Source organism: Mycobacterium neumannii (genome assembly GCF_002245615.1).
In the GTDB taxonomy this organism is placed as follows: Bacteria; Actinomycetota; Actinomycetes; order Mycobacteriales; family Mycobacteriaceae; genus Mycobacterium; species Mycobacterium neumannii_A.
The window spans coordinates 270714-295488 of the sequence record NZ_NKCO01000004.1 but is presented as its reverse complement, the minus strand read 5'-3'; the positions used below and the strand labels follow the sequence as shown (position 1 = coordinate 295488).

Genomic DNA, 24775 nt, shown 5'->3' with positions numbered 1-24775 from the left:
TAGAAAACGCCCGTAACAGCGGTTACGCAGGTGTTGCCGTTCGGAACAATATTTTGCTACGGGCTTCCTACGTGGTTAGCTGGGAGACGTTTCTGCGTGACAGCGGCGATAGGGTGAGAGGGAGACGCGATGCGGGGTCGGAATGCTCGACTGAAGACGACAACGCGTTCGCTGGGGGCGATGGTTCTGGCGTTGTTCGCAGCGATCGCCGTGGCGGTGGCGTGGACGACCGCGACCGCGGTTCAACTGGCGGCGAGCGCGTTGATCATGGGCGGTACCGAACATCCGTTGACCTCGCCACCCGATGACCCCGCATACATCAGCCAGTACTTGAGCAACGCAGTTCTGGGATTCATCAATCCGGCCTCGGGAACTGCAATGACGAGTCCCGGCGTCCCGCCCATCGACGACGTCGACGGCAATGTCTATGCGGTCGTCTACCCTGCGGCATTCTTCCCGGTGTTCGGGAGCAAGACCTTCGATGATTCTGTGGACGAAGGCGTGACGAGTCTCAACGGCTGCGTTCGAGGAAGCAGTTCCGCCTGCGTCTACAACCCCGGCGCCAGCTACGACATCGAGGATCCGGATCAACCGGTGACAGCCCCTCCTGCAGATGAGGATTACGTCATCTTCGGCTATTCGCAGAGCGCCGTCGTGGCTTCGTTGGTGAAGCGGGACCTCATCGCGAACCCGAGGGACGCCGGCGAGACCTCGTTCTTCCTGCTGGCCAATCCGATGCGCCCCAACGGCGGCATCCTCGCCCGCGGCCCGGAAGGCCTCACGATCCCGATCATCGGCATCACCTTCTACGGCGCAACACCTACGGACAGCTGCGATCAGGGCCCCTGTATGCCGACGGTCGACGCCGCGGCCCAGTACGACCTTCTCGGAGGCGACGCACCCGCCAGCCTCACCAACGTGTTGGCTATCGCCAACTCACTGGCCAGTTACTACTACCTACACGGCGATCTGCAGAACGAGAACTTCGACGACGCCGTTTATCAAGGCTCTTACGGCGACACCGACTACTACCTGTATCCGGCTGAACGGCTGCCGATCCTGGTGCCGTTCGAAGCACTTGTGCCGTCGCCGATCCTGACGGCGCTGGATGCACCGCTTCGGGTGCTGATCGAGGGCGCCTATGCCCGCGACGTGAACCCGGGTGTCGCGACGAAGGTCGGCTTGCTGCCGTTCCGGAACCCGATCGCCACGGCGATCAATCTGGTGAAATCCATCCCGACGGGCCTCGACGACGCGATCGAGGAGGTCTCCGGGGACCGCCCGCTGGGCACCGAGGAGACCACCAGCCCCTTCGGCGTCGGCGGGCCCGAATTGCCCACGCACCCAGCAGAAGACAGCACTGCGACGACGGTCGAAGACAACGCCGTGACGAGGATGTCGTGGGCGCACGCGGGAGACGCTGACCGAAGCGAGCAGACCGTCGTCACCGACGGCCTAGCGCCCGTCACCGGTGACGCCGGACCCGAGGGTGACCAACTCGGCCAGACGCCTCCGGTCGAAGACACGACCATTCAGGTCGTCGAGAACCCGACACCGTCCGGCGACGAAGGTGCGACGACGAACCTCCGCGAGCAAGTGGTGGTCGAGGGAGGCGTCGACAGCACGGGCGCCGAGACGACCGGAAACGGCGCCGTCACCGGCAAGGCACCCAGGATGGGGTTCAAGCCTGCGCTTCCCAAGCTGCCGAAGCTGCCCAAGTTGCCGAAGCTGCGCGGACCGATCTCGTTCGACAAACCGGTTCGGCTGGGTCCCTCGCCCGCGAGTCGACCGGATCGCAACGAGGCCAGCAGCGCTGAGACGGTTTCGGAGCCGAACAGCACGCCTGCCGGCGGTGAGACGGGCGGCGAGTCCGACGCAAAGGACGCCGCTGCCTGACGCGATCAGCGGGAGCAGTTGAGCGAGACGGTGATCGATCTGCTCACCACGACCGTGATGAACTCGCGGTCTTCACCCTTGCCGACCGCGAACGTCTGGGTGACTTCCTGTGGGTTGCGCACGCTGGTGACGATGCACTCGTTGATCGGGCCACTGCCGACCCGGTCGATGACGACGTCGTAGCCCTGGTCCTCCAACTCGGCGATCGTGCGCGGCGCGTCACCCGGTTGCACCGGTTGTGCGGCGGCAGGACCCGCGGGCACCAGAATGGCGCCCGCCGCTGCTGCTGTTGCTGCCACACTCCGAAGAGCACCCATGACAGCCTCCAATCATGAGGGTCGATGCCCCCACTTGTTGATCGCCGAAGGGCCGCCGATCGTTGCATCGTCGCGGCCGCGGTGCTGATGATCTGCGTGGGCGCCTGCGGAACCGATCCCGGCTCGTCTCCTGCCGACCAGTCGTCGTCTGAGGGGCCCGCACAAGTCAACCCGGCCAGAATCGATCGCGCGCGCACCGCGCTGCCGGCCGGATACGAGGTGACCGACCTCGTCGGCCCCGTCGGCCCGATCACCGCGTGGGGATACGGTGCGAAGTGGACCACCGACCCCGAACGATGTGCCGCGCTGGCCGACCCCGCCGCGGGCGCAACCCGCACCGACGGATGGTCCGCGTCGGGGCCCGGCGGCATCGTCTACGCCGTCGTCGCCGCCGCGCCGGGAGAGCTCGACCCGGCGGTGGTCGACGAGTGCGCGCGCTGGACCATTGCGGGCGGACGCACGACGGGAACTGTCACGCTCGAACCCGCCCCGGCCATCGACGCGGCGTCGACCATCGCGATGGCGACGTCGAGCAGAACCGTCGTGGAAGGCGGCACTGAAACGCTGTCGCGCGCCGAGACCGTCACGGCTTACCTGGGTGACCATGTCGCCTTCGTCGCCGTCGTCACCGACCCCGGTTCACCCAATCCTCAACTCGGTCCGGATTTCGCCGCCCACCTGTTGACCGAAACGGTGTCCGCGTTACGGGGCTGAGCCGTCGTTGCCCGGTACATTGTGCGGCGATGTCGAAGAGGGCCATGGTCGCGGTCGCGAGCGCCGCTGCGCTCACCGCGTGTGGGAACGGCCAGCCGAGCGACGATCTGTCGCACGCCGACATCGGGCGAGTCAAGGATGTGCGGACCAGCTTCGGACCCGGCTTCAAGGTCACCGACGTCGGGCCGACCGGGATCGACCCGCGGTTGCTCGCACGCCAGGAACTGCCCGAGGGCGTGAAGTTCGAGCCATCCGACTGTGCATCGTTCGCCAACCAGCAGATGGTCCCGGCGGGCGCCAAGGGCAATATGGCGGCGACGACGGCCGAGGGCGATGGCAACCGGTTCATCACGATCGCCGTCGAGACGTCCGAAACCGCGTCGGTCAATGCACCGGCCGAGAACTGTCGCAAGGTCGGATTCGCGGGCGGTGCGATGCGCGGGCTGGTCGAGGTCGTCGAGGCGCCCCAGATCGAGGGTGCGCAGACGCTGGGAACTCACCGCGTGGTGCAGACGACGGTGGACGGTAAGCCTCGCACCGGCGAGCTCTACAACTACCTCGCCAGCTTCGGACCGTTCCTGGTGATCGTCACCGCGAACCCGTTGGTGCTGCCCGACAAACCCGTCGCGAAGGTCGACACGCAGCGCGCTCGTGACCTGTTGGTCGCGGCGGTGAACGCGGTCAGGGCCTAGCGCACGTCGTGCGGACGGAACTGGATGCTGATCCGGACACCCACGGGGCGCGTCGTCTTGGGGATCGCGTGCTCCCACGTGCGCTGGCACGACCCGCCCATCACGAGCAGGTCGCCGTGCGCATGTTGCAGCCTTAGCGACTTGCCCCCGCCGCGTGGCCGAAGCGCGAACGTCCTAGTCGCACCCAAGCCGATGATCGCGACCACGGTGTCTTCGGTACTGCTGCGACCGACGGTGTCACCGTGCCAAGCCACGCTGTCGTTGCCGTCGCGGTACAGGCACAGCCCCGCGGTGGTGAACGGCTCGCCGAGTTCACCCGCGTAGGCGTCGTTGAGGCGACGGCGGAGTTGTTTGAGGCGTGGATGCGGCGGCGGGTCATCGACCAGGTTGTGGAAGCTGACCAGGCGCGGGACGTCGACGACGCGGTCGTACATCGGCCGGCGCTCCGCACGCCACGGGACGACCTCGGACAGCTCGGTGAACAGCGAGTCGGCATCGTCCAACCACCCGGATCGAAAGTCGATCCAGGCCCCGTTGCCGAGATGGCGGCGTTCGGCGTGCTCGAACAGCGAGCTCTGCAGCGCCAGCTCCATAGCCGCGATTCTATCGCACAAGCGTTCGATGCGTCAGAGCCGCACCGCGCCGGGTCCTTGTTCGGCGAGAACGTCTCCGGGGTTGGTCAGCGCGCAGGTCTTCAGGCTCAGGCAGCCACAGCCGATGCAGCCGGTCAGGTTGTCGCGCAGGCGTTGCAGGTGCAGGATGCGGTCGTCGAGGTCTTGGCGCCAGCCCGCCGACAGCCTGGCCCAGTCCTTGCTCGTGGGCACCCTGTCGTCGGGCAGGGTGGCCAGTGCTTCTCGTATGCGGGACAAGGGGATTCCGAGCCGCTGTGACATCCGGATGAACGCGACACGGCGCAACGTCTCGCGGGCATAGCGACGCTGGTTTCCCGAGGTGCGTCTGCTCTGGATGAGGCCTTCGCGCTCGTAGAAGTGCAGTGCCGAGACCGCGACACCGCTGCGAGCGGACATCTCGCCGGGAGTCAGCTCGTGAATCAACTCCATAACATCAACCATAGTTGAGGTGGGGTTGCGGGTTACGGTGCTAGATGTGACGTTGGGCTGCGACTCCGAGGTGGGTCGGCTGACTGCGGCCATCCTGCACCGGCCCGGCGCCGAGTTGCAGCGGTTGACGCCACGCAACAACGATGCGCTGTTGTTCGACGGGCTGCCGTGGGTGGCCAGGGCTCAGGCCGAACACGACGCGTTCGCCGCGTTGTTGGTCGAGCGGGGCGTCGAGGTGATGCTGCTGGCCGATCTGCTGACCGAGGCGTTGTCGCACAGTGGCGCGGCACGGATGCACGGGATCGCTGCGGCGGTCGATCCACGACGGCTGGGTTTGCCGTTGGCGCAGGAACTTTCGGCGTACCTTCGCGCGCTGGAACCCGCACCGCTGGCCCATGTGCTGATGGCGGGTATGACGTTCAACGAGTTGCCGCTCTCGGGTGCGGAGCTGTCGCTGGTTCGGCGGATGCATCACGGGGGTGACTTCGTCATCGATCCGCTGCCGAATCTGTTGTTCACTCGCGACTCGTCGTTCTGGATCGGCCCGAGAGTGGCGATCACGTCGCTGGCGCTGCCGGCGCGGGTGCGCGAGACCTCGCTGACCGACGTGATTTACGCACATCACCCGCGATTCCTCGGTGTCCGGCGGGCCTACGAATCGCGGTCGGCGCCGGTCGAGGGAGGAGACGTGCTGTTGCTCGCGCCTGGTGTGGTGGCCGTCGGTGTGGGGGAGCGGACCACACCGGCCGGCGCGGAAGCATTGGCGCGCAGCCTCTTCGACGACGACCTCGCCCACACCGTGCTCGCGGTGCCGATCGCGCAGTCGCGAGCGCAGATGCATCTCGACACGGTGTGCACGATGGTCGACGTCGACGCGGTGGTGATGTACCCGCCGGTCGTGGATTCGTTGTCGGCGTTCACGATTCATCGTGACGGGAACGGCGGAGTGCGCATCGACGACGAGGTGCCGTTCGTCGACGCCGCCGCGACGGCGATGGGTATCGACCGGTTACGCGTCATCGCCACGGGGTTGGACCCGGTGACGGCCGAGCGTGAGCAGTGGGACGACGGCAACAATACGCTCGCACTCGCGCCGGGTGTGGTGGTCGCCTACGAGCGCAACGTCGAAACCAATGCGCGGTTGGCGGATGCCGGTATCGAGGTGCTGCCGATCCAGGCGTCCGAACTTGGCACCGGCCGCGGCGGCCCGCGGTGTATGTCGTGCCCGGCCGGCCGCGACCCGCTGTAGCATCTGCTGTTTCGCGAGACGTACACCAGGGCCGTCAGCTTTCCGGCTCTCACGACCCTGGTGTACGCCTCGCGAGCGGAGACCATCCGCGACGCTCAGCGGCTTCCCGTAGCCGGTGCAGCGTGAAGCCGCGGCTGTGCTCCTTGACCACATGGATGTCGAGCCAACCCTGATTCTCGACCATCGCGTTGCGTCCGATGTCATGAACGAACCGAGGTCGGTCGGTCTGATGCTGCTCACCGTCATAGTCCAACGCGATCATCGGCTCGTCCCAACCCATGTCGAGGAAAGCCTCGGCGGCACCGTCGCAAACCCGGATCTGTGTGCGAGGCCGTGGATACCCTGCGTCCAGGACGAGGAGGCGCAGCCACGTCTCCTTCGGCGACTGAGCACCGCCATCCATCAGGTCCAGTGCGATGCGAGCGCGCTTCATTCCCCGCCAACCGCGATACCGCTCTACGAGCGGCGCTACGTCGTCCACCTTCACGCCGGTCGCCGCCGCTAATGCGTCGAGGTGCCTTACGGCTAAGTCGCGGTTCAGGTGTCGAGCCAGATCCAGCGTCGTGCGAGCCGGCGTGGTGACTGCGAGTTCACCGATCGTGCAGATCTCATCCCAATCGATCCGTTCATTCCGAACGACCACACCTGATCTGAGTCGCTCGCGCGGGCCAATCAATTCGATTACCGTTCCGGGTGAGACCCATTGGGCTCCATGAAGTGAAGCCGCCGCTCGCCCGGCGACGATGCCCCGCCGATTGCTCCAGAGCCAAGCCGCGTGCGCCTCGAGCTGGAGCGATGGCAAGGCCGCCCGTGGCACGTATACGCGGGGGTGAACAGACCTGTAGCGCCAGCGTAGTTGGCTGCGAGTGAGACCGCCCTCAAGTAGTTCGTTGCCGAGAAATGCTCGTTCCATGCGTCGGATGCTGGGTGCGCGCACTGACAAGTCGACCCACGATTCGCGATATCTACACCAGGGCTGTGGATAACTCGTCGACTGCGACCCTCGTGTGTGTTTCGCGAAAACAATTAGTGTCGGAGAGCCGACTAGCGTGGCTTCCGCGCCGAACTCTCAACGCCAGGACGGCAGCCAGATCTGCATGTTCCAGGTATTCTGCGATATCGGGATGCCGGTCAGGATCGGGTACATCCACGCGAAGTTCGTCAGCACCAGTGCGACATAACAACTCACCGCGATCAGCCCGAGCGTTCGGCGTTCGGCGTTCTGGTTCGCCTTGTGCAGGATGTCGCCGAGAATCAACGCGATCATCATCACCAGGAACGGCGCCATCGTCGCCGCATAGAAGAAGTACATCTGGCGGTCGATGCCGGCGAACCACGGCAGGAAGCCCGCGCTGTAGCCCACCAGCGCGACTCCATAACGCCAGTCGCGCTTGACGAATGCCCGCCACACCGCCCAGCCCAGCACCGGCACCGCCAGGAACCACATCGCGGGCGTGCCGACCAGCATCACGGCCTTCACGCACGACTGCGCCCCGCACCCGGGCACGTCCTGGTTGTCGATCGCATAGAGCACCGGGCGCAACGACATCGGCCACGTCCACGGCTTCGATTCCCACGGGTGATGGTTTCCGTCGGCGTTGGTCAACCCGGAGTGAAACCGGTACGCGGCATGCGTGTAGTGCCACAGCGAGCGCAACGCATCGGGGATCGGCAACACGCTGTCCGGGCCGATCGACTGCCCGACTTCATGGCGGTTGGTGGCCGTCTCCGAGGCGAACCACGGCGTGTACGACGCGAGGTACACCCCGAACGGGATGAGCACCAGCGCGTACAGCGACGGCCCCAGATCGCGACGGAATGCGCCCAGCCACGGTCGCGGGACGCGGTACTGACGGCGCGCGAGGATGTCGAAGACCATCGTCATGACGCCGAAGAACGCGATGAAGTAGACGCCCGACCACTTTGTGGCGCAGGCCAATCCGAGCAGAACCCCCGCGCCGAACCGCCACCACCGGACCCCGAGCCGCGGCCCCCACACCGTCTCGCCGATGCGACCCTCCAACAGCGCGATATGCATGCGCTCGCGCACCTGGTCCCGGTCGACGATCAGGCAACCGAACGCGGCCACCACGAACGTCACCAGGAACCCGTCGAGCAGCGCGGTCCGCGAGGCGACGAAGCTGACCCCGTCGGCGATCACCAGCAGCCCCGCGATGCCACCCACCAGCGTCGAACGGCTGATGCGTCGCGTGATCCGCGCGACCAGGATCACGACGATCACGCCGCAGACGGCGCCGGAGAACCTCCAGCCCAGCCCGTTGTAGCCGAAAAGCGCCTCGCCGATCGCGATCAACTGCTTGCCGAGTGGCGGGTGCACCACCAGGCCGTAGCCCGGGTTGTCCTCGACGCCGTGGTTGTGCAGCATCTGCCAGGCCTGCGGCGCGTAGTGCTTCTCGTCGAAGACGGGGGTACCGGCGTCGGTCGGCGATCCGAGATTGAGGAACCGCGTCACCGCGGCCAGCGCGCCGATCACGGCGGTCATCACCCAGCCCTGCAGCCGGTCGACCGGGCCGAAGTCCGCGGCGGGCACCTGCGGCGCGGGGCTGATGACCGGGACCGCGCGCGGCTCTTTGGTGGCGGGGGCGGTCACGAGAGCGATCGTAGGCTGTCGGCATGAGCCCCGGACGACTGCTCATCGGCGCCACGCCCCTGGGTCAGCCCTCCGACGCCTCGGCGCGGTTGGTCGGCGCGCTGGGCAGCGCCGACGTCATCGCCGCCGAGGACACCCGCCGGGTCCGCACGCTGGCCCAGTCGCTGGAGGTGAGGCTGACCGCGAAGGTGGTCAGCCTCTACGACCAGAACGAGGCGTCGCGGATCGCGGGCCTGCTCGACGGGATTCGGGCAGGCGCGTCGGTGCTGATGGTCAGCGACGCCGGGATGCCGCTGATCAGCGACCCCGGCTATCGCCTGGTGACGGCATGCATCGAGGCAGGACTCCCGGTCACCTGCCTGCCGGGCCCGTCGGCGGTGACGACGGCGCTGGCGGTCTCCGGGCTACCGGCCGAGAGGTTCTGCTTCGAGGGGTTTGCGCCCCGCAAGCAGACCGCCCGCAAGACGTGGCTGACGACGTTGGCGACCGAGCAGCGCACCTGTGTGTTCTTCGAGTCGCCCCGCCGGCTGGCCGGCACGCTCGCCGACGCTGTCGAGGTGCTCGGGCCGGACCGCCGCGCCGTAGTGTGCCGGGAGCTGACCAAGACGCACGAGGAGATCCTCCGGGGCCGGCTGGACGAGCTCGCCGAATGGGCCGCCGACGGCGTGCTCGGCGAGATCACCGTCGTGCTGGCCGGCGCCGTCCCGAAAGCGGACCTCGAGACCCTGGTGGCCGCGGTCCACAAGCTGGTCGACGACGGCGCGCGGGTCAAGGACGCCTGCGCCGACGTGGTCGCGGCGAATCCGGGCTCGCCGTCACGGCGTGAGCTCTACGACGCGGTGCTGCGGTCGCGCACGTGAGGCAATGATCGGTGCCGCCTTGTGCAGGCACTCCTCCCACTCGCGGTCCGGATCCGAGTCCGCGGTGATACCGCCGCCGACACCGAGCACCGCATTCCCCGACGCGTCGAACTCCACCGTCCGGATCGCCACGTTGAGTTCGCACCCCGCCACAGGAGACGCCAGCCCGACTGTGCCGCAATAGATTCCCCGCCTGACCGGCTCCCACTGCTCGAGCAGCTGGCGTGCCCGCGTCTTGGGTGTCCCCGTCACCGACGCCGGTGGGAACGTCGCGTCGAGCACCGTCGACATCGGCACGTCGACGGGCACGCGCGCGGACACTGTCGACACCAGATGCCACACCCCGGGCGCCGGCTGCACGACCAGCAGTTCGGGCACGTTGACGGTGCCGACATCGGCGACGCGGCCCAGGTCGTTGCGCACGAGGTCGACGATCATGATGTTCTCGGCGACATCCTTGACCGAGCCGCGCAGCGCGTCCGGATCGGCCGAACGCGGCAGCGTGCCCTTGATCGGGCTCGACGCGATGTGCTCACCGCGCCTGCGCAGGAACAGTTCCGGCGACAACGACGCCACCGCCCCCCAGCTCCCCGCCAGGTACGCAGCACGCGCGGGCGACGTGCGGTGCACGGCGTCGGCGAAGAAGTCGAGTGGTGAGCCCTCGAGTCGGCCGCGGAACTGCGTGCACACGCACGCCTGGTAGACCTCCCCGGCGGCGATCGCATCGAGGCAGTCCAGCATCCCCCGGCGGTGCGCCTCGCGATCGGCTTCACCCCACTCGACGTGCGACGGCCGTGGCTCGACCGGCACCCGCAGCGCGTCAGCCAACCACCCGGGAAGCGTTGCGTCGGAGAGGCTTTCGAACCACCAACGCCCGTCACCGTCCTGGCGCAGCACGCAGTCCGACCAGCCGCCCGCAGCCTCGGGAATCCGCGGACCGAGACCGTCGGCCGCCGCATCCGGATACGACAGAAAACCGAACCAGCCGCCCCCGACCGCCTCGCCATCACCCGACCCGCAGGGAACGTCGAAGGCACGCGACGCGTCGACCGGCGCGACATCGACCGTCGGCGCGATGACCGCGCCCGAGCCGAACCACTCGCCGATCACGGCGGCAGGCGGCGCCAGCCCGCGATCGGCGGCGGCGTATCCGACGGCGCGCAGAACCGCTGGGGCGCTGCCGAGGTCGCCGAGCAGGTCGATGCGCACCGACTCAGCTTGTCAGATGCTCCGCGTGACTTCCCGCGGGATCTCCACCCCGGTCAACTTGTCCGGGTTGCGCATCACGTAGAAGTGCGAGATCCGGCCCTCGGTGATCTCGAGGTTGATGAGCCCCTCGAAGTGGTCGCCCAGGTAGAGCTTGAGCGCGGGCGCGTTGTTGTACATCGCCGGTTCTACCCGGCCGGCCTCGCCCGCCACCCGCACCAGCCCGATGAGCACCCTGGCGACCTTGTCGGCACCGACCACCGGTCGCCGCGCCGCGCTGACCTTGCCCGCCGAGTCGGCGGTCCACTGGACGTCATCGGTCAGCATCTCGAGCAGCGCATCGACGTCACCGGAGGACGCGGCCGCGAAGAACCGCTCCGTGATCTCCATCGACACCTCGGGATCGACGGGCTCGAACCGCTTCCGCCGCGACTGCACGTGTTCGCGCGCCCGGTGCGCCATCTGCCGCACGGCGGCCGCCGACTTGCCCACCGCCTCGGCGATCTCGTCGTGTCCGAAACCGAACACCTCGCGCAACACGAACACTGCGCGCTCGTCCGGGCTCAGGGTCTCCAATACGACCAGCATCGCCATCGAGACCGACTCGGCGAGAACGACATCCGATGACGGGTCGTGTGCGTCGAGCAGTAGCGGTTCGGGCAGCCACGGGCCGACGTACTCCTCGCGCCTCCGCGACTGTGCCCGCAGCGCGTTGAGTGACTGGCGGGTGACGAGCTGGGCGAGGTAGGCCTTGGTGTCGTGCACCTTGGCGAGGTCCACGTCGGCCCAGCGCAGGTAGCTCTCCTGCAGGACGTCGTCGGCTTCGGTTGCGCTGCCGGTGATCTCGTAGGCGATCGTGAACAGCAGCGGACGCAGCACCGTGAACCGCTCGGCGTGTTCGTCACCCGTGTCGCTCATCGGATCGCGGGCCTTTCACTCTGTGGCGCCACCACCACGTGCTCGCGGCGCGGGTTCGTCTTCCAGGTGTAGGAGCCCGCCTTGTCGGCCTCGCCGCGGATCCACTTCAGCGTCAAGCGGCACACCTGCTCTTTGACCAGGGCACCGGTGCGACCGCCGATGTACCAGCGACGTGGGGTGTCGTCGACGTCGGCGAACTGGAACGTACCTGCCTTGCGGCCCAGGCTGATGCACTGCCCGGCCATCGCGTGGTTCACCGAGGCGGGGTCCTGTCCGGCGAGCCGCGCCAGCACCGTGTTCGCGGCTTGCGCGCCGAGCGGAAGGGCGGCCTGGCAACTCATGCGCCACGGCACGTCCGACGGTGAGGCCGCATCTCCGGCACCCACGATGCGCACGTCGTCGACGCTGGTCAGCGTCTCGTCGGTGAGGAGCCGTCCGAGCTCGTCGGTGGCCAGGCCGCTGGCGGCGGCCAGACCCGGCACACCGAATCCGGCGGTCCATACCGTCACCGCGCTCGGCACCTCGCGGCCGTCGGCCACCACGACCCGGTCGGCCGCGACTTCCGCGACGGCGCTGCCCTCGACGATGATGACGCCCAACTTGGCCAACCGCTTGGCCACCGATCGGCGCCCGCTGGCCGCCAGCGAAGGCCCGAGGACATCGGTCACCAACGTGACGGGGCGACCCGCCTCGGCCAGCTCTGCCGCGGTCTCGATCCCGGTCAACCCGCCGCCGACCACGACGACCGGCGCCGACTGCAGAACATCGGCCATCCGCGCGGTCAGCCGCTGCGCCTGCTCCAATTCACTGAGGGGGTAGGCGAATTCGGCGGCCCCCGGCACCGCCGCCGGCATGGTGCCCGTGCTGCCGACGGCGTACACCAGATAGTCGTAGGGCAACGACGCACCGGAGCTCAGCATGACGGTGCGGGCGGCCGCGTCGATCCGGTCTGCTCCGTCGACGACGATCCGCACGGCGGGCGACAGCACGGCCGAGTAGTCGGCGACGGCGTCGTCGTTGCCTGCGACCAACTGGTGCAGGCGGATCCGTTCGACGAACTCGGCGCGCGGGTTCACCAGCGTCACGCGGGCGTGCGGGGCGAGCCGATTGGCGGCCATCACGCCGGCGTAACCGCCGCCGATCACAACGACGTGGGTGCTGGGCTCGGTCATTTCGATCTCCTCGGGTCATCCGGCCTGCCGCGCCCGCCGGGATGGCGGTTCGGCTCAGAGCCGGTCTGACCTCAAGACACCGGGCATCTCCGCAGTGTGACATCTCGAAGGCGAATGTGGCACAGGTCACTGCCGGCTGATGCTGCGAGGGGTCGTGATGCCCGCCAGCTTGTCCGGGTTGCGCATGGCGTACAGGTTCGTGATCTTGTCCTCGATTACCTCGAACACGAACAACCCCTCGAGGTGGTCGCCGGTGTAGACGACGACGGCGGGCGCACTGTTGTAGACGGCCGTCTCGAAACGGATTTCCGGTGTCTCCCTGGCTACCTCGAACAGCCGCGCCATGAGCGCGGCCACCCGGCGGGCGCCGACGACCGGCCTGCGGATCGCGGTGGCCTTGCCGCCGTGGTCCGCGGTCCAGGTGACGCCGGGCGACAACAGCGACATCAGGCCGTCGATGTCGCCGGTGGCCGCCGCGGCCAGGAACTGTTCGGTGATCTGCTCGGTTCGCTGTTCGTCCACCGGGCCGAAGCGGTTGCGCCGCGCGTGAACGTGTTCGCGGGCGCGGTGCGCCATCTGGCGCACGGTCGACGCGGATCTGCCCACCGCGCCCGCGATCTCGTCGTACTCGAAGCCGAACACCTCACGCAGCACGAACACCGCGCGCTCGTCGGGGGTCAGCGTCTCGAGCAGCACCAGCATCGCCATCGACACCGATTCGGCCAGCACGACATCAGAGGACGCATCGCGTGACTCGAGTAGCAGCGGCTCCGGTAGCCACGGACCGATGTACTCCTCGCGGCGACGTGACCTGGCGCGCAGCGCGTTGAGTGCCTCGCGGGTCACCAACTGCGCCAGATACGACTTCGTGTCGCGCACGGTACTCAGATCGACGTCGGCCCAGCGGAGATAGCTGTCCTGCAGCACATCGTCGGATTCGGTTGCGCTGCCCAGGATCTCGTAGGCGATCGTGAACAGCAGCGGCCGAAGGACGGTGAACCGCTCGGCATGGTCTCCCGGTGTGGTGGTCACCTCTTCGTGACCACCTTCGCAGCGGGAACCGGCTGTTGGGGACGGGGCCCGCCCTTGAGCCAGAACGTCCAGGCCGGCTTGCGGGCCGAGCGGCGCATCGCCCACAGGGTGCCCTTGCAGACCGCCTCTTTGAACTTGGCGACGGCCCGACCCGCGAAATAGACGTCCACCGTGGTGTCGTCCTTGCGGGTGAACTGCAGCGTCGCGGTGCGGCGCCCCAGGCTGATGCAGGATCCGGCGTACGCGTACTCGAATGCGGCGGGCGTCGTGCCCGCGATGCGGCTCAGCACGGTGTTCGCCGCCTGCGGAGCGAGTTGCGTTGCCGTGGCACAGCACATCCGCAGCGGCTGATCTGACGGAGCCGCACAGTCACCGGCCGCGACGATACGCTCGTCGTCCACGCTCGTCAGTGTCTCGTCGGTGATGAGGCGACCAATTGCGTCGGTACCTAGTCCGCTCGCCGCCGCGAGTTCAGGAACACCGAACCCGGCGGTCCAGACGGTGATCGCACTCGGGCGCACCGCTCCGTCGGCGAAAACCACCGCGCCGGCGCGTACCTCGGTGACCACGTCGGCCTCCATGACCGTCACGCCGAGCTTGGCAAGCGCCTTGGCGGTGGAGCGTCGGCCAGGTTCGGACAGCGACGGTCCCAGGCGCCCGCCGCAGACCAGCGTCACGTTGCGGCCCTGTTCGGCGAGTTCCGAGGCGGTCTCGATGCCCGTCAGGCCTGCGCCCACGACGGTGACGGGGGCGGCGGGATGCAACCGTTCCAGTGCGGTGCGCAGTCGCTGTGCCTGCTCGAATTCCGCTATCGGGTAGGCGAACTCGGCCGCACCGGGGATGGTTTTCGGCACCGTGCCGGTGCTGCCGACGGCGTAGATGACGTAGTCGTAGTCGAGTTCGCGCCCGGACGCCAGGCGCACGGTGCGTGCGGCGGTGTCGATGCGCGTCGCGGTGTCGACGACGAGCCGGATGCCTTCGCCGAGCAGCGTGCCGTAGTCGACTCCGGCGTCGTAACCGGCGGCTACCAGCTGGTGGAGCCGAATCCGTTCGACGAACTTCGGCCTGGGGTTGACCACCGTGACGTCGACGTCCTCGCGCGTCCGCAGGTGGTTGGCCGCCAGGATTCCGGAGTAGCCGCCGCCGAGGACGACGACGCGGGTGTGGGCGGTGGAGTCTGTGCGTGCGATGAAATCAGTCATGCCCTCTAGACACCGGCCGGCGCCGGGACGTGACAGTTTGTGATGCGCGTCACATATGACGTCAGACCAGGCCCAGTGCCAGCATCGCGTCGGCGACCCGGATGAACCCCGCGATGTTCGCGCCTGCCACATAGTTGCCGGGTTGGCCGTACTCCTCGGCGGTGACCAGGCAGCGGTTGTGGATCCGCCGCATGATCTGCTCCAGGCGCTGTTCGGTTTCGACGAACGTCCACGAGTCCCGCGAGGCGTTCTGCTGCATCTCCAAGGCGCTGGTGGCGACGCCGCCGGCGTTGGCCGCCTTGCCCGGTGCGAACGTCACACCCGCGTTGGCGAAGTGCTTGAGCGCGGTTGGTGAGCACGGCATGTTCGCGCCTTCGGCGACGACGCGGCACCCGTTCTCGATCAATGCCAGCGCTTCGTCGCCGTTGATCTCGTTCTGTGTGGCGCACGGTATCGCGATCTCACACGGAACGTCCCATACGTTGCGGTCGGCGACGAACTCCGCTGTGCCACCGCGCATCTCGACGTAGTCGGCGATCCGGCCGCGGCGCACCTCCTTGATCTCCTTGAGGACGTCGAGGTCGATGCCCTTCTCGTCGACGACGTAGCCGCTCGAATCCGAACACGCGACCACGGTGCCGCCCAGTTCCTGGATCTTCTCGATCGCGTAGATCGCCACGTTGCCCGAACCGGACACCACGGCGCGCTTGCCCTCGAACGTGTCGTTGTTGGCCTTGAGGATCTCGTTGACGAAGAAGACCGTCCCGTAGCCCGTGGCCTCGGTGCGGACCTGGGAACCACCCCACGTCAGTCCCTTGCCCGTGAGGGTGCCCGACTCGTAGCGGTTGGTGATCCGCTTGTATTGGCCGAACAGGTAACCGATTTCACGCGTGCCGACGCCGGCGTCACCGGCGGGTACGTCGGTGTACTCGCCGAGGTGGCGGTACAGCTCGGTCATGAACGACTGACAGAACCGCATGATCTCGCTGTCGGAGCGGCCCTTGGGGTCGAAGTCGGCGCCGCCCTTGCCGCCGCCGATCGGCATTCCGGTCAGCGAGTTCTTGAAGATCTGTTCGAAGCCCAGGAACTTGACGATTCCGAGGTACACCGACGGATGGAACCGCAGGCCGCCCTTGAACGGCCCCAGCGCGGAGTTGAACTCGACGCGGAAGCCGCGGTTGATCTGCACGGTGCCGCGGTCGTCGACCCAGGGCACCCGGAAGATGATCTGGCGTTCGGGCTCGCACAGCCGCCGGATGACCTCGGAGTCGACGTATTCGGGGTGCTTCTCCACCACCGGTCCAAGGCTGTTGAGCACCTCGTAGACGGATTGATGGAATTCGGTCTCGCCTGCGTTGCGTTTGGCGACCTCTTCGTAGAGGTCGTGCAGTTTCTCGTGTAGTCCGTTCACTTTTCGAATCACTCAGCCTGGTAGCGGGGGAACACACCGGTCGGGGCCGGTAGGGCGGTGCCTGGCTTCAGCCGGGTGCTGATAGCGGCGAAGGTTCGGCCGTCGGGGTTCTGCCCGAGCAGATCGAGCAGCTTGGCCGACGAGTCGGGCATCACGGGCTGCGTCAGCAGCGCGGCGATCCGCACGACCTCGAGCGTCGTGTATAGCACTGTGCCGAACCGACGCTGATCCTGCGCCGCCTCCGACTTGCGCAGCACCCACGGTTCCTGGGCGGAGAAGTACCTGTTCGCCGCGCCAAGGACCGACCAGATCGCCTCGAGCGCCAGGTGCATCGCCACGGCGTCGTAATGGCCACGCACCCGGTCGATCAGCGCGTCGGCCGATTCGAGCAAAGCCGCGTCGTCGGCGATGAGGTCCCCTGGCTCAGGGACGATTCCGTCGAGGTTCTTGGCCACCATCGACAGCGAGCGCTGCGCCAGGTTGCCCAACTCGTTGGCCAGGTCGGCGTTGATGCGGCCGATGATCGCGTCCTCGCTGTAGCTGCCGTCCTGACCGAACGGCACCTCACGCAGGAAGAAATAGCGCACCTGGTCGAGCCCGAACGTGTCGACGAGGTTCACCGGGTCGATGATGTTGCCCACCGACTTGCTCATCTTCTCGCCGCGGTTGAGCACGAATCCGTGCGCGAAAACCCTGCGCGGCAACTCGATTCCCGCCGACATCAGGAACGCAGGCCAGTAGACGGTGTGGAACCGGATGATGTCCTTGCCGATCATGTGCAGATCGGCCGGCCAGTAACGCGTGAAGGCTTCCGACGAGGTGTCCGGGAAGCCGACGCCGGTCAGGTAGTTGGTCAGCGCGTCTACCCACACGTACATGACGTGGTCGGGATGGTCGGGCACCGGCACGCCCCAGTCGAAGGTGGTGCGCGAGATCGACAGGTCTCTGAGCCCGCCGGAGACGAAGCTGACGACCTCGTTGCGCCGCACTTCGGGCTCGATGAACTCCGGGTGCGCCCGATAATGCTCCAGCAAGCGGTCCGTATAGGCCGACAGCCGAAAGAAGTATGTCTGCTCCTCGGTCCACGTCACGGGCGCGCCGGTCTCCACAGCGACCCGCACGCCGTCGGCGCCGACGTTCGTCTCGGCGTCGGTGAAGAACCGTTCGTCGCGTACCGAGTACCAACCGTGGTAGGAGTCCAGGTAGATGTCACCGGCGTCGTTCATCCGGCGCCAGATCTCCTTCGAGGCCTCGAAGTGGTCGGCGTCCGAGGTGCGGATGAACCGGTCGAACGAAATGTTCAGCTTCTCCTGCAGGCGCTCGAACACATCCGAGTTCTGCCGCGCCAGGTCGGCCGTGGAAATGCCCAGCGTTTTCGCTGCCTCGGCCATCTTCAGCCCGTGCACATCGGTGCCGGTCAGGTACCGCACGTCGAATCCGTCCAGCCGCTTGAACCGGGCGACGGCGTCGGTGGCGATGTACTCGTAGGCGTGGCCGACGTGCGGATCGCCGTTCGGGTAGGCGATCGCAGTGGTGATGTAGAAGGGCGCGCCTGGGCTAGGCGCTCGCGCCCCGGGGACAGCGGTAGTCATTTCAACTCAGCTTATGGTGTGGCGGTGAACGCGAAGCGCTCAGGCGGAAGGGAGCGGCCCCCCGCTCCGGATCCGCTGAGCCCGTTGATCGACGCGCACACCCATCTCGACGCATGCGGTGCGTCGGACGCGGCCGACGTCACCGCGATCGTCGACCGGGCGGCAGCGGTCGGCGTCCGGGCCGTCGTCACCATCGCCGACGACCTCGACTCCGCGCGCTGGGCCACCGAGGCCGCCGACGCCGACGAGCGGGTCTACGCCGCCGTCGCCCTGCACCCGACGCGAGCCGACGCCCTGACCGACGACGCCAAGACCGTCGTGGAGCGACTGGCCGGGCATCCCCGCGTCGTCGCGATCGGCGAGACCGGCCTCGACCTGTACTGGCCCGGCAAGCTTGAAGGCTGCGCGGAACCGGCCACCCAACGGGACGCATTCGCCTGGCACATCGACCTCGCCAAGCGGACCGGTAAGCCGCTGATGATCCACAACCGTGAGGCCGACGACCAAGTGCTCGACGTGCTCGCCGCCGAAGGCGCCCCTGACATCGTGATCTTCCACTGCTTCTCCTCGGGACCGGAGATGGCGCGTCGGTGCATCGACCAGGGCTGGCTACTGAGCCTGTCGGGCACCGTCAGCTTCAAGAACGCCAGAGCCCTGCGCGAAGCCGCACAGCTGATTCCGCCCGGGCAAATGCTCGTCGAGACCGATGCGCCGTTTCTGACGCCCCACCCGTACCGCGGCGCGCCCAACGAGCCGTACTGCCTTCCCTACACTGTGCGGGCGGTGGCGGAGATCGTCGGTAAGCCGGCGGAAGCCGTCGCACGTGAAACCACCACCACAGCCGAGCGCGCGTACAGCCTCGCGAGTTGCTGACTCGAGGCCTCTCCGTTACCGTGCTGTGACCGAAAGCGAAGCACCGCAAGGGCGCGGAGTTCCGTCCGATAGTCGGGGATATACGACGTTTTGAACACTTTCACAAAGCTCCACGAGGCGCGTTCACCGCTACTTCGTCTGCTGGTCGGTGCGACGTTGCTCGCACTCACCTTCGCCGGCGGTTACGCGATAGCTGCGCACAAGACCGTCACGCTGACCGTCGACGGGTCGTCGACGACGGTGGCGACCATGAAGTCGCGCGTGATCGACGTGGTCGAGGAGAACGGCTTCGAGGTCGGCGACCGCGACGACCTGTTCCCGGCCGCCGATCAGCCGGTGAACCAGGCCGACACCATCGTGCTGCGCCGCAGCCGTCCGCTTCAGCTTTCACTGGACGGCGAGGACAGCAAGCAGGTGTGGACGACCGCGTCGACGGTCGACGAGGCTCTCGCGCAGCTGGAGATGACCGACAAGGCGCCCGCGGCCGCCTCGCGCGCCAGCCGGGTTCCGCTGGCAGGAATGTCGCTGCCCGTGGTCAGTCCCAAGACCGTGTACATCGACGACGGCGGAGCGACGCGCAGCGTCACCCTGGCCGCCCCGAACGTCGCGGGTCTGCTCGCCGAGGCGGGCGCCCCGCTCGAGCAGCGTGACGCAGTGGTTCCTGCCGCATCGGCCCCCGTCACCGACGGTATGCACGTGCAGGTGACGCGCAATCGGATCGACAAGATCGCCGAGCGTGTGCCGCTGCCGCCCGGCCTCAAGCGCATCGAGGACCCGACGCTGAACCAGAGCCGCGAGGTCGTCGAGGACCCGGGGATGCCGGGCACCCAGGACGTGATCTTTGCCGTGGCGAAACTCAACGGTGTGGAGACCGGCAGGTTGCCAGTAGCCAATGTCGTTGTAACGCCGGCCCGTGAAGGGGTCGTGCGAGTGGGCACCAAGCCCGGAACCGAGGTGCCGCCGGTGTCCAACGCAGCGACCTGGGACGCCCTTGCCCGGTGCGAAGCCGGAGGTAATTGGGCGATCAACACCGGCAACGGATATTACGGCGGCGTTCAATTCGACCAAAACACATGGGAGCGCAACGGCGGTCTGCGCTATGCTGCGAGAGCCGACTTGGCAACAAGAGAAGAACAAATCGCGATTGCTGAAGTCACTCGGGCGCGACAAGGGTGGGGCGCGTGGCCGACTTGTAGCGGGAGGATTGGTGCGCGCTGACCATTCGACTACTCGGGCGGACCGAGATACGACAACTGGCGAAGGCGATCGACTTTCGGCCGCGCAAATCGTTCGGCCAGAACTTCGTCCATGACGCCAACACCGTACGGCGAATCGTTTCGGCGTCCGGTGTCCACAAGCACGACCACGTTCTCGAGGTCGGGCCCGGACTGGGCTCGCTGACGCTGGCGTTGCTCGACCGCGGCGCGCGGGTGACCGCCGTCGAGATCGACCCCGTACTGGCCCGGCAATTGCCGACCACCATCGCCGAGCATTCGCACAGCGAGATCAACCGGCTCACCGTGCTCAACCGCGACATCCTCGGATTGCGCCGCGAAGAACTCGACGAGGAGCCCACGGCCCTGGTCGCCAACCTGCCCTACAACATCGCCGTGCCGGCGCTGCTGCATCTGATGGCCGAGTTCCCCTCGATCCGCACCGTGATGGTGATGGTGCAGGCCGAGGTGGCCGAGCGGCTCGCGGCCGAACCGGGCGGCAAGGATTACGGCGTTCCAAGTGCCAAGGTGCGCTTCTTCGGCAAGGTCCGCCGGCACGGCATGGTGTCGCCGACGGTGTTCTGGCCGATCCCCCGGGTGTACTCGGGCCTGGTCGGCATCGAGCGCTACGAGACGTCGCCGTGGCCGACCGACGAGAGCTTCCGTGAGCAGGTGTTCGAGCTGATCGACATCGGGTTCGCGCAGCGGCGCAAGACGGCGCGCAACGCGTTCGCCGAATGGGCGGGTTCGGGTAACGAGTCGGCGCGCAGGCTGCTCGCCGCCAGCATCGATCCCTCACGCCGCGGTGAGACCCTGTCCATCGCCGACTTCGTCCGGCTGCTGCAACGGTCAGAAGAGGTCGACAAGCCGGTGGTTCGGGAAACCAAGGGCTCGATCAGCGTCCGCTGACCGCACGCACGACCAGCGCGACGAACTCCCGGCAGGACTGGTAGCGGTCCGCGGGCGCCTTCGCCAGGGCTTTGGCCACGATCGAGTCGAAGGTGCGTGGCAGCCAGTCGAATTCAGCCGAGAACCGTGGTGGCGGGCGATGCAGGTGCGCCTCGACCAACCCGACCCGGGAGTCCTCCCGAAACGGCGGTGACCCGGTGATCAGTTCGACCGCCGTGCAGGCCAGTGCGTATTCGTCGGTGGCTTCTGTCGGCGCCCGACCCGCGATCAGCTCCGGCGCCGAGTACGGCAGCGAGGCCTCCACCTGCGACGGGCGGCGGCCTATGTCGTCGGTGATCTCGGCCGCGACCCCGAAGTCGATCAGCACGGCGTGCGAGCGGTCGAGCTCGACCAGGATGTTGGCGGGTTTGACGTCGCAGTGCACGATCGCGCGGTTGTGCATGTAGTCCAGCGCGTCGGCGATCTGGCCGAGGGCGGCGAGGCGGTCGGGGACCGTCGGCAGGTTCTGCGCTCCGCCGCCCGCGACGAACTGCATCGTCAACCACCCCGGGCCCCGCTCGTACACGGTGACGATATGGGGGTGGTCGAGCCGGCTCGCGAACTCGAACTCACGCCGCAGCCGGGCCACGTGCGCTCGATCGCGAGCGTGTTCGGCGAGGACCTTCAACGCGACCACCCGCTGCGGGTTGTCCGCGTGATGCGCCCGGTAGACCGTGGCCGATCCGCCCTGGCCGAGGACCTCGTCGACCACGTAGTCGTCGAACCGGTCGCCGGCGGACAGCACGAGCTCACACTAGTGCCGCCGACTGCGCCGACTCGCCGACAGGACGACTGGTCGGCGACTCCTTTCGATAGTGTCGTGCCGTGCCGGGCTGGAACGGGAACACCGCCTCCGAGTGGGTGCCGACGGGGTCGGTCACCGTGCGAGTGCCCGGCAAGGTCAACCTCTACCTGGAAGTGGGTGACCGCCGCGACGACGGCTACCACGAGCTCACCACCGTGTTCCACGCCGTCTCGCTGCTCGACGAGATCATCGTCAGCAACGCCGACATGCTGTCGCTGGAAGTGTCCGGTGAAGGGGCCGAATCGCTGCCGGCCGACGAGCGCAACCTTGCGTGGCAGGCGGCGGAGTTGATGGCCGAACACGTGGGGCGGGCACCGGATGTGGCGATCTCGATCGACAAATCCATCCCGGTCGCCGGCGGGATGGCCGGCGGTAGCGCTGACGCGGCGGCGGTGTTGGTCGCGATGAACACGCTGTGGGAGTTGGGGGTGCCGCGGCGCGATCTGCATGCGCTGGCGGCCCGGCTGGGCAGCGACGTGCCGTTCGCTCTGCACGGGGGGACCGCGTTGGGCACCGGGCGCGGTGAGGAGCTGGCGACGGTGTTGGCGCGCACGACGTTTCACTGGGTACTGGCCTTTGCCGACGGTGGGTTGTCGACCCCGGCGGTGTTCGCCGAGATCGACCGGCTGCGCGACTCTGCGGGCCCGGATCGCGAGCCGCCGCCGCGCCTCGAGGACGCCGAACCGGTGCTGGCCGCGCTGGCCTCCGGCGATCCGGCTCAACTCGCCCCGCTGCTCGGCAACGACCTGCAGCCCGCCGCGCTGAGCCTCGATCCGGAGTTGCGCCGCACGCTGCGCGCGGGCACGGAGGCCGGAGCCTTGGCAGGCATCGTGTCCGGGTCGGGGCCGACGTGCGCTTTTCTGTGCGCCTCGGCGGGCCAGGCGGTCGACGTCGGCGCGCAGTTGGCGGGCGCGGGCGTGTGTCGCACCGTGCGCGTGGCCAGCGGCCCCGTCCAGGGCGCGCGGGTGGTGCCGACGCCGTCGACGTCGGCGTGACCTCATGTCGCCGGGGAACAGTTTGGTCACGAGAGGGTGTGACCCAGACCTCAATACTCGCGAGAGTTTGGCGGCTACTTAAGAGTTGCATAAGATGACCGATGGTGAAGATTAGCTGTCATGCATCGGACACGACTTTCTTTCCCGCCGGAGACCTCGGTGGGCGCCTTGTCGGATACGGCGAAGGCCTCGGTGCATCGCCAATTCGAGACGAAACCGCTCCCGACTCGTGTGCGCGCCTTCGCGACCACATCTCTGATCGGGCGGAGCATATGACGAGGATTTTTGCGCTGAGCCCCATGCCGCAGGCGCAGCGGCTCCAGGAACCGAGGAGGGTGTCGTGAGCCGATTCACCGAGAAGATGTACCGCAATGCCCGCACCGTGACGACGGGCATGGTCACCGGTGAACCGTACGAACCCGTCCGCCACACCTGGGGCGAGGTGCACGAGCGCGCCCGCTGCGTCGCAGGCGGCCTCGAGAAGGCCGGTATCGGACTCGGCGACGCGGTCGGCGTGCTGGCCGGCTTCCCCGTGGAGATCGCCCCGACCGCCCAGGGCCTGTGGATGCGCGGCGCCAGCCTGACCATGCTGCACCAGCCCACCCCGCGCACCGACCTCGCGGTCTGGGCCGAGGACACGATGAACGTCGTGCGGATGATCGAGGCCAAGGCCGTCATCGTCTCTGAACCGTTCATGGTCGCCGTCCCGGTGCTCCAAGAGCAGGGCATCACGGTCCTCACCGTGTCGGACCTGATGGCCTCCGATCCGATCGACCCGATCGACGTCGGCGAGGACGATCTCGCGCTGATGCAGCTGACCTCCGGCTCCACGGGCTCGCCCAAGGCGGTCCAGATCACGCACCGCAACATCTACTCCAACGCCGAGGCGATGTTCATCGGCGCCGAGTACGACGTCGAGAAGGACGTCATGGTCAGCTGGCTGCCGTGCTTCCACGACATGGGCATGGTCGGCTTCTTGACCATCCCGATGTACTTCGGCGCGGAACTGGTCAAGGTCACCCCGCTGGACTTCCTGCGCGACACCCTGCTGTGGGCCAAGCTCATCGACAAGTACAAGGGCACGATGACCGCGGCGCCGAACTTCGCCTATGCGCTGTTCGCCAAGCGGTTGCGCCGCCAGGCCAAGCCGGGTGAGTTCGACCTGTCCACGCTGCGGTTCGCGCTGTCGGGCGCCGAGCCCGTCGAGCCCGCCGACGTCGAGGACCTGCTGGATGCCGGCAAGCCATTCGGCCTGAAGCCCGACGCCATCCTGCCCGCCTACGGCATGGCCGAGACCACGCTCGCGGTGTCGTTCTCTCCGTGCGGCGCGGGACTGGTGGTCGACGAGGTCGACGCCGATCTGCTGGCCGCGCTGCGCCGCGCCGTACCCGCGACAAAGGGCAACACCCGCCGGCTGGCCTCGCTGGGACCGCTGCTGCGCGACCTCGAGGCCCGCGTCATCGACGAGCAGGGCAACGTGATGCCGCCGCGCGGCGTCGGTGTGATCGAGCTTCGCGGTGAATCACTGACCCCCGGCTACATCACCATGGGCGGATTCATCCCGGCGCAGGACGAGCACGGCTGGTACGACACCGGCGACCTCGGCTACATCACCGACGAAGGCAACATCGTCGTGTGCGGCCGGGTCAAGGACGTCATCATCATGGCCGGCCGCAACATCTACCCGACCGACATCGAGCGCGCCGCATGCCGTGTCGAGGGGGTCCGGCCGGGATGCGCCGTCGCGGTGCGTCTCGACGCGGGCCACTCGCGGGAGACGTTCGCCGTCGCGGTGGAGTCCAACGCCTGGCAGGATCCCGTCGAGGTGCGCCGGATCGAGCAGCAGGTCGCCCATGAGGTGGTCGGCGAGGTCGACGTGCGTCCGCGCAACGTCGTCGTGCTCGGACCCGGCACCATCCCGAAGACGCCGTCGGGCAAGCTGCGCCGCAGCACCTCGGTCTCGCTCGTCACCTAGTCCCCTAGGTGCGCGAGCGACCGTGTTTGCAC

General features: G+C 67.7%; 23 protein-coding genes. 10 read left to right on the top strand and 13 right to left on the bottom strand.

Features of this window, described 5'->3' with window-relative positions; all coding sequences use genetic code 11:
- The first annotated feature begins 129 nt into the window (after positions 1–129).
- The gene (locus CEX88_RS08005) at positions 130–1896 is read left to right on the top strand and encodes a PE-PPE domain-containing protein (protein WP_238381992.1); all 1767 of its coding nucleotides are present in this window, start codon (positions 130–132) and stop codon (positions 1894–1896) included.
- A gap of 5 nt (positions 1897–1901) precedes the next feature.
- Here the strand turns inward: CEX88_RS08005 and CEX88_RS08000 are convergent, their stop codons facing one another.
- Complete coding sequence (locus CEX88_RS08000) at positions 1902–2213, bottom strand: hypothetical protein (RefSeq protein ID WP_066846004.1); 312 nt, start codon at positions 2211–2213, stop codon at positions 1902–1904.
- A gap of 24 nt (positions 2214–2237) precedes the next feature.
- Here CEX88_RS08000 and CEX88_RS07995 point away from each other — a divergent pair, with 24 nt between their 5' ends.
- Complete coding sequence (locus CEX88_RS07995) at positions 2238–2927, top strand: DUF5642 family protein (RefSeq protein WP_238381991.1); 690 nt, start codon at positions 2238–2240, stop codon at positions 2925–2927.
- Between the two features lie 29 nt (positions 2928–2956).
- Positions 2957–3619 (top strand): DUF5642 family protein, encoded by a 663-nt coding sequence (locus tag CEX88_RS07990; RefSeq protein ID WP_094293060.1) that lies wholly within the window; start codon positions 2957–2959, stop codon positions 3617–3619.
- Here the strand turns inward: CEX88_RS07990 and CEX88_RS07985 are convergent.
- The gene (locus tag CEX88_RS07985; RefSeq protein ID WP_094293059.1) at positions 3616–4212 is read right to left on the bottom strand and encodes an alpha-ketoglutarate-dependent dioxygenase AlkB; all 597 of its coding nucleotides are present in this window, start codon (positions 4210–4212) and stop codon (positions 3616–3618) included. The genes CEX88_RS07990 and CEX88_RS07985 overlap by 4 nt on opposite strands.
- Before the next feature lie 33 nt (positions 4213–4245).
- A complete protein-coding gene (gene soxR, locus CEX88_RS07980) occupies positions 4246–4680 on the bottom strand; it encodes a redox-sensitive transcriptional activator SoxR (RefSeq protein ID WP_094293058.1) in 435 nt (144 codons plus the stop codon).
- A 37-nt stretch (positions 4681–4717) separates the two neighbouring features.
- Between soxR and arcA the strand changes: the two genes are divergently transcribed.
- Complete coding sequence (gene arcA, locus CEX88_RS07975) at positions 4718–5929, top strand: arginine deiminase (protein WP_094293057.1); 1212 nt, start codon at positions 4718–4720, stop codon at positions 5927–5929.
- Between the two features lie 49 nt (positions 5930–5978).
- Here the strand turns inward: arcA and CEX88_RS07970 are convergent, their stop codons facing one another.
- Both CEX88_RS07970 and CEX88_RS07965 read right to left on the bottom strand, forming a co-directional pair.
- Positions 5979–6842, bottom strand: coding sequence for a type IV toxin-antitoxin system AbiEi family antitoxin (locus CEX88_RS07970; protein ID WP_094293056.1), 864 nt, complete (start codon positions 6840–6842; stop codon positions 5979–5981).
- Between the two features lie 156 nt (positions 6843–6998).
- Positions 6999–8540, bottom strand: coding sequence for a dolichyl-phosphate-mannose--protein mannosyltransferase (locus CEX88_RS07965; protein ID WP_094293055.1), 1542 nt, complete (start codon positions 8538–8540; stop codon positions 6999–7001).
- A 23-nt stretch (positions 8541–8563) separates the two neighbouring features.
- Here CEX88_RS07965 and rsmI point away from each other — a divergent pair, with 23 nt between their 5' ends.
- Positions 8564–9400 (top strand): 16S rRNA (cytidine(1402)-2'-O)-methyltransferase, encoded by an 837-nt coding sequence (gene rsmI, locus CEX88_RS07960; RefSeq protein ID WP_094293054.1) that lies wholly within the window; start codon positions 8564–8566, stop codon positions 9398–9400.
- On the opposite strand, the gene CEX88_RS07955 is transcribed toward rsmI, so the two are convergent.
- The 7 genes from CEX88_RS07955 to metG all read right to left on the bottom strand — a co-directional run bounded on the left by CEX88_RS07955 (position 9356) and on the right by metG (position 17933).
- The gene (locus tag CEX88_RS07955) at positions 9356–10609 is read right to left on the bottom strand and encodes an aminodeoxychorismate synthase component I (protein WP_094293053.1); all 1254 of its coding nucleotides are present in this window, start codon (positions 10607–10609) and stop codon (positions 9356–9358) included. The two genes, rsmI and CEX88_RS07955, sit on opposite strands and share 45 nt — an antisense overlap.
- 12 nt (positions 10610–10621) lie before the next feature.
- A complete protein-coding gene (locus CEX88_RS07950) occupies positions 10622–11524 on the bottom strand; it encodes an RNA polymerase sigma-70 factor (RefSeq protein WP_066845980.1) in 903 nt (300 codons plus the stop codon).
- Positions 11521–12696, bottom strand: coding sequence for an NAD(P)/FAD-dependent oxidoreductase (locus CEX88_RS07945; RefSeq protein WP_094293052.1), 1176 nt, complete (start codon positions 12694–12696; stop codon positions 11521–11523). Before CEX88_RS07945 ends, CEX88_RS07950 begins: the two co-directional genes overlap by 4 nt.
- Before the next feature lie 126 nt (positions 12697–12822).
- The gene (gene sigJ, locus CEX88_RS07940; protein ID WP_066845973.1) at positions 12823–13728 is read right to left on the bottom strand and encodes an RNA polymerase sigma factor SigJ; all 906 of its coding nucleotides are present in this window, start codon (positions 13726–13728) and stop codon (positions 12823–12825) included.
- Positions 13725–14930: an NAD(P)/FAD-dependent oxidoreductase gene (locus tag CEX88_RS07935; protein ID WP_094293051.1), complete on the bottom strand. Its 1206-nt coding sequence runs from the start codon at positions 14928–14930 to the stop codon at positions 13725–13727. Before CEX88_RS07935 ends, sigJ begins: the two co-directional genes overlap by 4 nt.
- Positions 14931–14991: 61 nt before the next feature.
- Positions 14992–16341 (bottom strand): NADP-specific glutamate dehydrogenase, encoded by a 1350-nt coding sequence (gene gdhA / locus CEX88_RS07930; RefSeq protein WP_064399548.1) that lies wholly within the window; start codon positions 16339–16341, stop codon positions 14992–14994.
- A gap of 8 nt (positions 16342–16349) precedes the next feature.
- Positions 16350–17933, bottom strand: a complete 1584-nt coding sequence (gene metG, locus CEX88_RS07925) for a methionine--tRNA ligase (RefSeq protein ID WP_094293050.1) — start codon at positions 17931–17933, stop codon at positions 16350–16352.
- Between the two features lie 24 nt (positions 17934–17957).
- Between metG and CEX88_RS07920 the strand changes: the two genes are divergently transcribed.
- From CEX88_RS07920 to rsmA, 3 genes are all read left to right on the top strand, one after another.
- Positions 17958–18806 carry a TatD family hydrolase gene (locus tag CEX88_RS07920; protein ID WP_094293123.1) on the top strand — a complete coding sequence of 283 codons (849 nt, stop codon included), beginning with the start codon at positions 17958–17960 and terminating at the stop codon, positions 18804–18806.
- A 90-nt stretch (positions 18807–18896) separates the two neighbouring features.
- Positions 18897–20024: a resuscitation-promoting factor gene (locus tag CEX88_RS07915; protein WP_064399551.1), complete on the top strand. Its 1128-nt coding sequence runs from the start codon at positions 18897–18899 to the stop codon at positions 20022–20024.
- On the top strand, positions 20021–20929 hold the full coding sequence (gene rsmA, locus CEX88_RS07910; RefSeq protein ID WP_094293049.1) for a 16S rRNA (adenine(1518)-N(6)/adenine(1519)-N(6))-dimethyltransferase RsmA: 909 nt from the start codon (positions 20021–20023) through the stop codon (positions 20927–20929). Before CEX88_RS07915 ends, rsmA begins: the two co-directional genes overlap by 4 nt.
- On the opposite strand, the gene CEX88_RS07905 is transcribed toward rsmA, so the two are convergent.
- Positions 20916–21713, bottom strand: coding sequence for a serine/threonine-protein kinase (locus CEX88_RS07905; protein ID WP_094293048.1), 798 nt, complete (start codon positions 21711–21713; stop codon positions 20916–20918). The genes rsmA and CEX88_RS07905 overlap by 14 nt on opposite strands.
- Positions 21714–21793: 80 nt before the next feature.
- On the opposite strand from CEX88_RS07905, the gene CEX88_RS07900 reads away from it, so the two are divergent.
- Both CEX88_RS07900 and CEX88_RS07890 read left to right on the top strand, forming a co-directional pair.
- Positions 21794–22768, top strand: a complete 975-nt coding sequence (locus tag CEX88_RS07900; protein ID WP_094293047.1) for a 4-(cytidine 5'-diphospho)-2-C-methyl-D-erythritol kinase — start codon at positions 21794–21796, stop codon at positions 22766–22768.
- A 340-nt stretch (positions 22769–23108) separates the two neighbouring features.
- Positions 23109–24743, top strand: a complete 1635-nt coding sequence (locus CEX88_RS07890) for a fatty acyl-AMP ligase (RefSeq protein ID WP_094293046.1) — start codon at positions 23109–23111, stop codon at positions 24741–24743.
- The last annotated feature ends 32 nt before the right edge of the window (positions 24744–24775 follow it).

Bases quoted from the DNA above. Each gene is read 5' to 3' on its own strand.
- CEX88_RS07950 (WP_066845980.1), bottom strand. From the start codon at position 11,524: ATGAGCGACACGGGTGACGAACACGCCGAGCGGTTCACGGTGCTGCGT.
- CEX88_RS07985 (WP_094293059.1), bottom strand. From the start codon at position 4,212: ATGGAGCTGGCGCTGCAGAGCTCGCTGTTCGAGCACGCCGAACGCCGC.
- soxR (WP_094293058.1), bottom strand. From the start codon at position 4,680: ATGGAGTTGATTCACGAGCTGACTCCCGGCGAGATGTCCGCTCGCAGC.
- rsmI (WP_094293054.1), top strand. From the start codon at position 8,564: ATGAGCCCCGGACGACTGCTCATCGGCGCCACGCCCCTGGGTCAGCCC.
- CEX88_RS07935 (WP_094293051.1), bottom strand. From the start codon at position 14,930: ATGACTGATTTCATCGCACGCACAGACTCCACCGCCCACACCCGCGTC.
- CEX88_RS07945 (WP_094293052.1), bottom strand. From the start codon at position 12,696: ATGACCGAGCCCAGCACCCACGTCGTTGTGATCGGCGGCGGTTACGCC.
- metG (WP_094293050.1), bottom strand. From the start codon at position 17,933: ATGACTACCGCTGTCCCCGGGGCGCGAGCGCCTAGCCCAGGCGCGCCC.
- CEX88_RS07990 (WP_094293060.1), top strand. From the start codon at position 2,957: ATGTCGAAGAGGGCCATGGTCGCGGTCGCGAGCGCCGCTGCGCTCACC.
- CEX88_RS08000 (WP_066846004.1), bottom strand. From the start codon at position 2,213: ATGGGTGCTCTTCGGAGTGTGGCAGCAACAGCAGCAGCGGCGGGCGCC.
- CEX88_RS07970 (WP_094293056.1), bottom strand. From the start codon at position 6,842: ATGGAACGAGCATTTCTCGGCAACGAACTACTTGAGGGCGGTCTCACT.
- CEX88_RS07995 (WP_238381991.1), top strand. From the start codon at position 2,238: ATGCCCCCACTTGTTGATCGCCGAAGGGCCGCCGATCGTTGCATCGTC.
- CEX88_RS08005 (WP_238381992.1), top strand. From the start codon at position 130: ATGCGGGGTCGGAATGCTCGACTGAAGACGACAACGCGTTCGCTGGGG.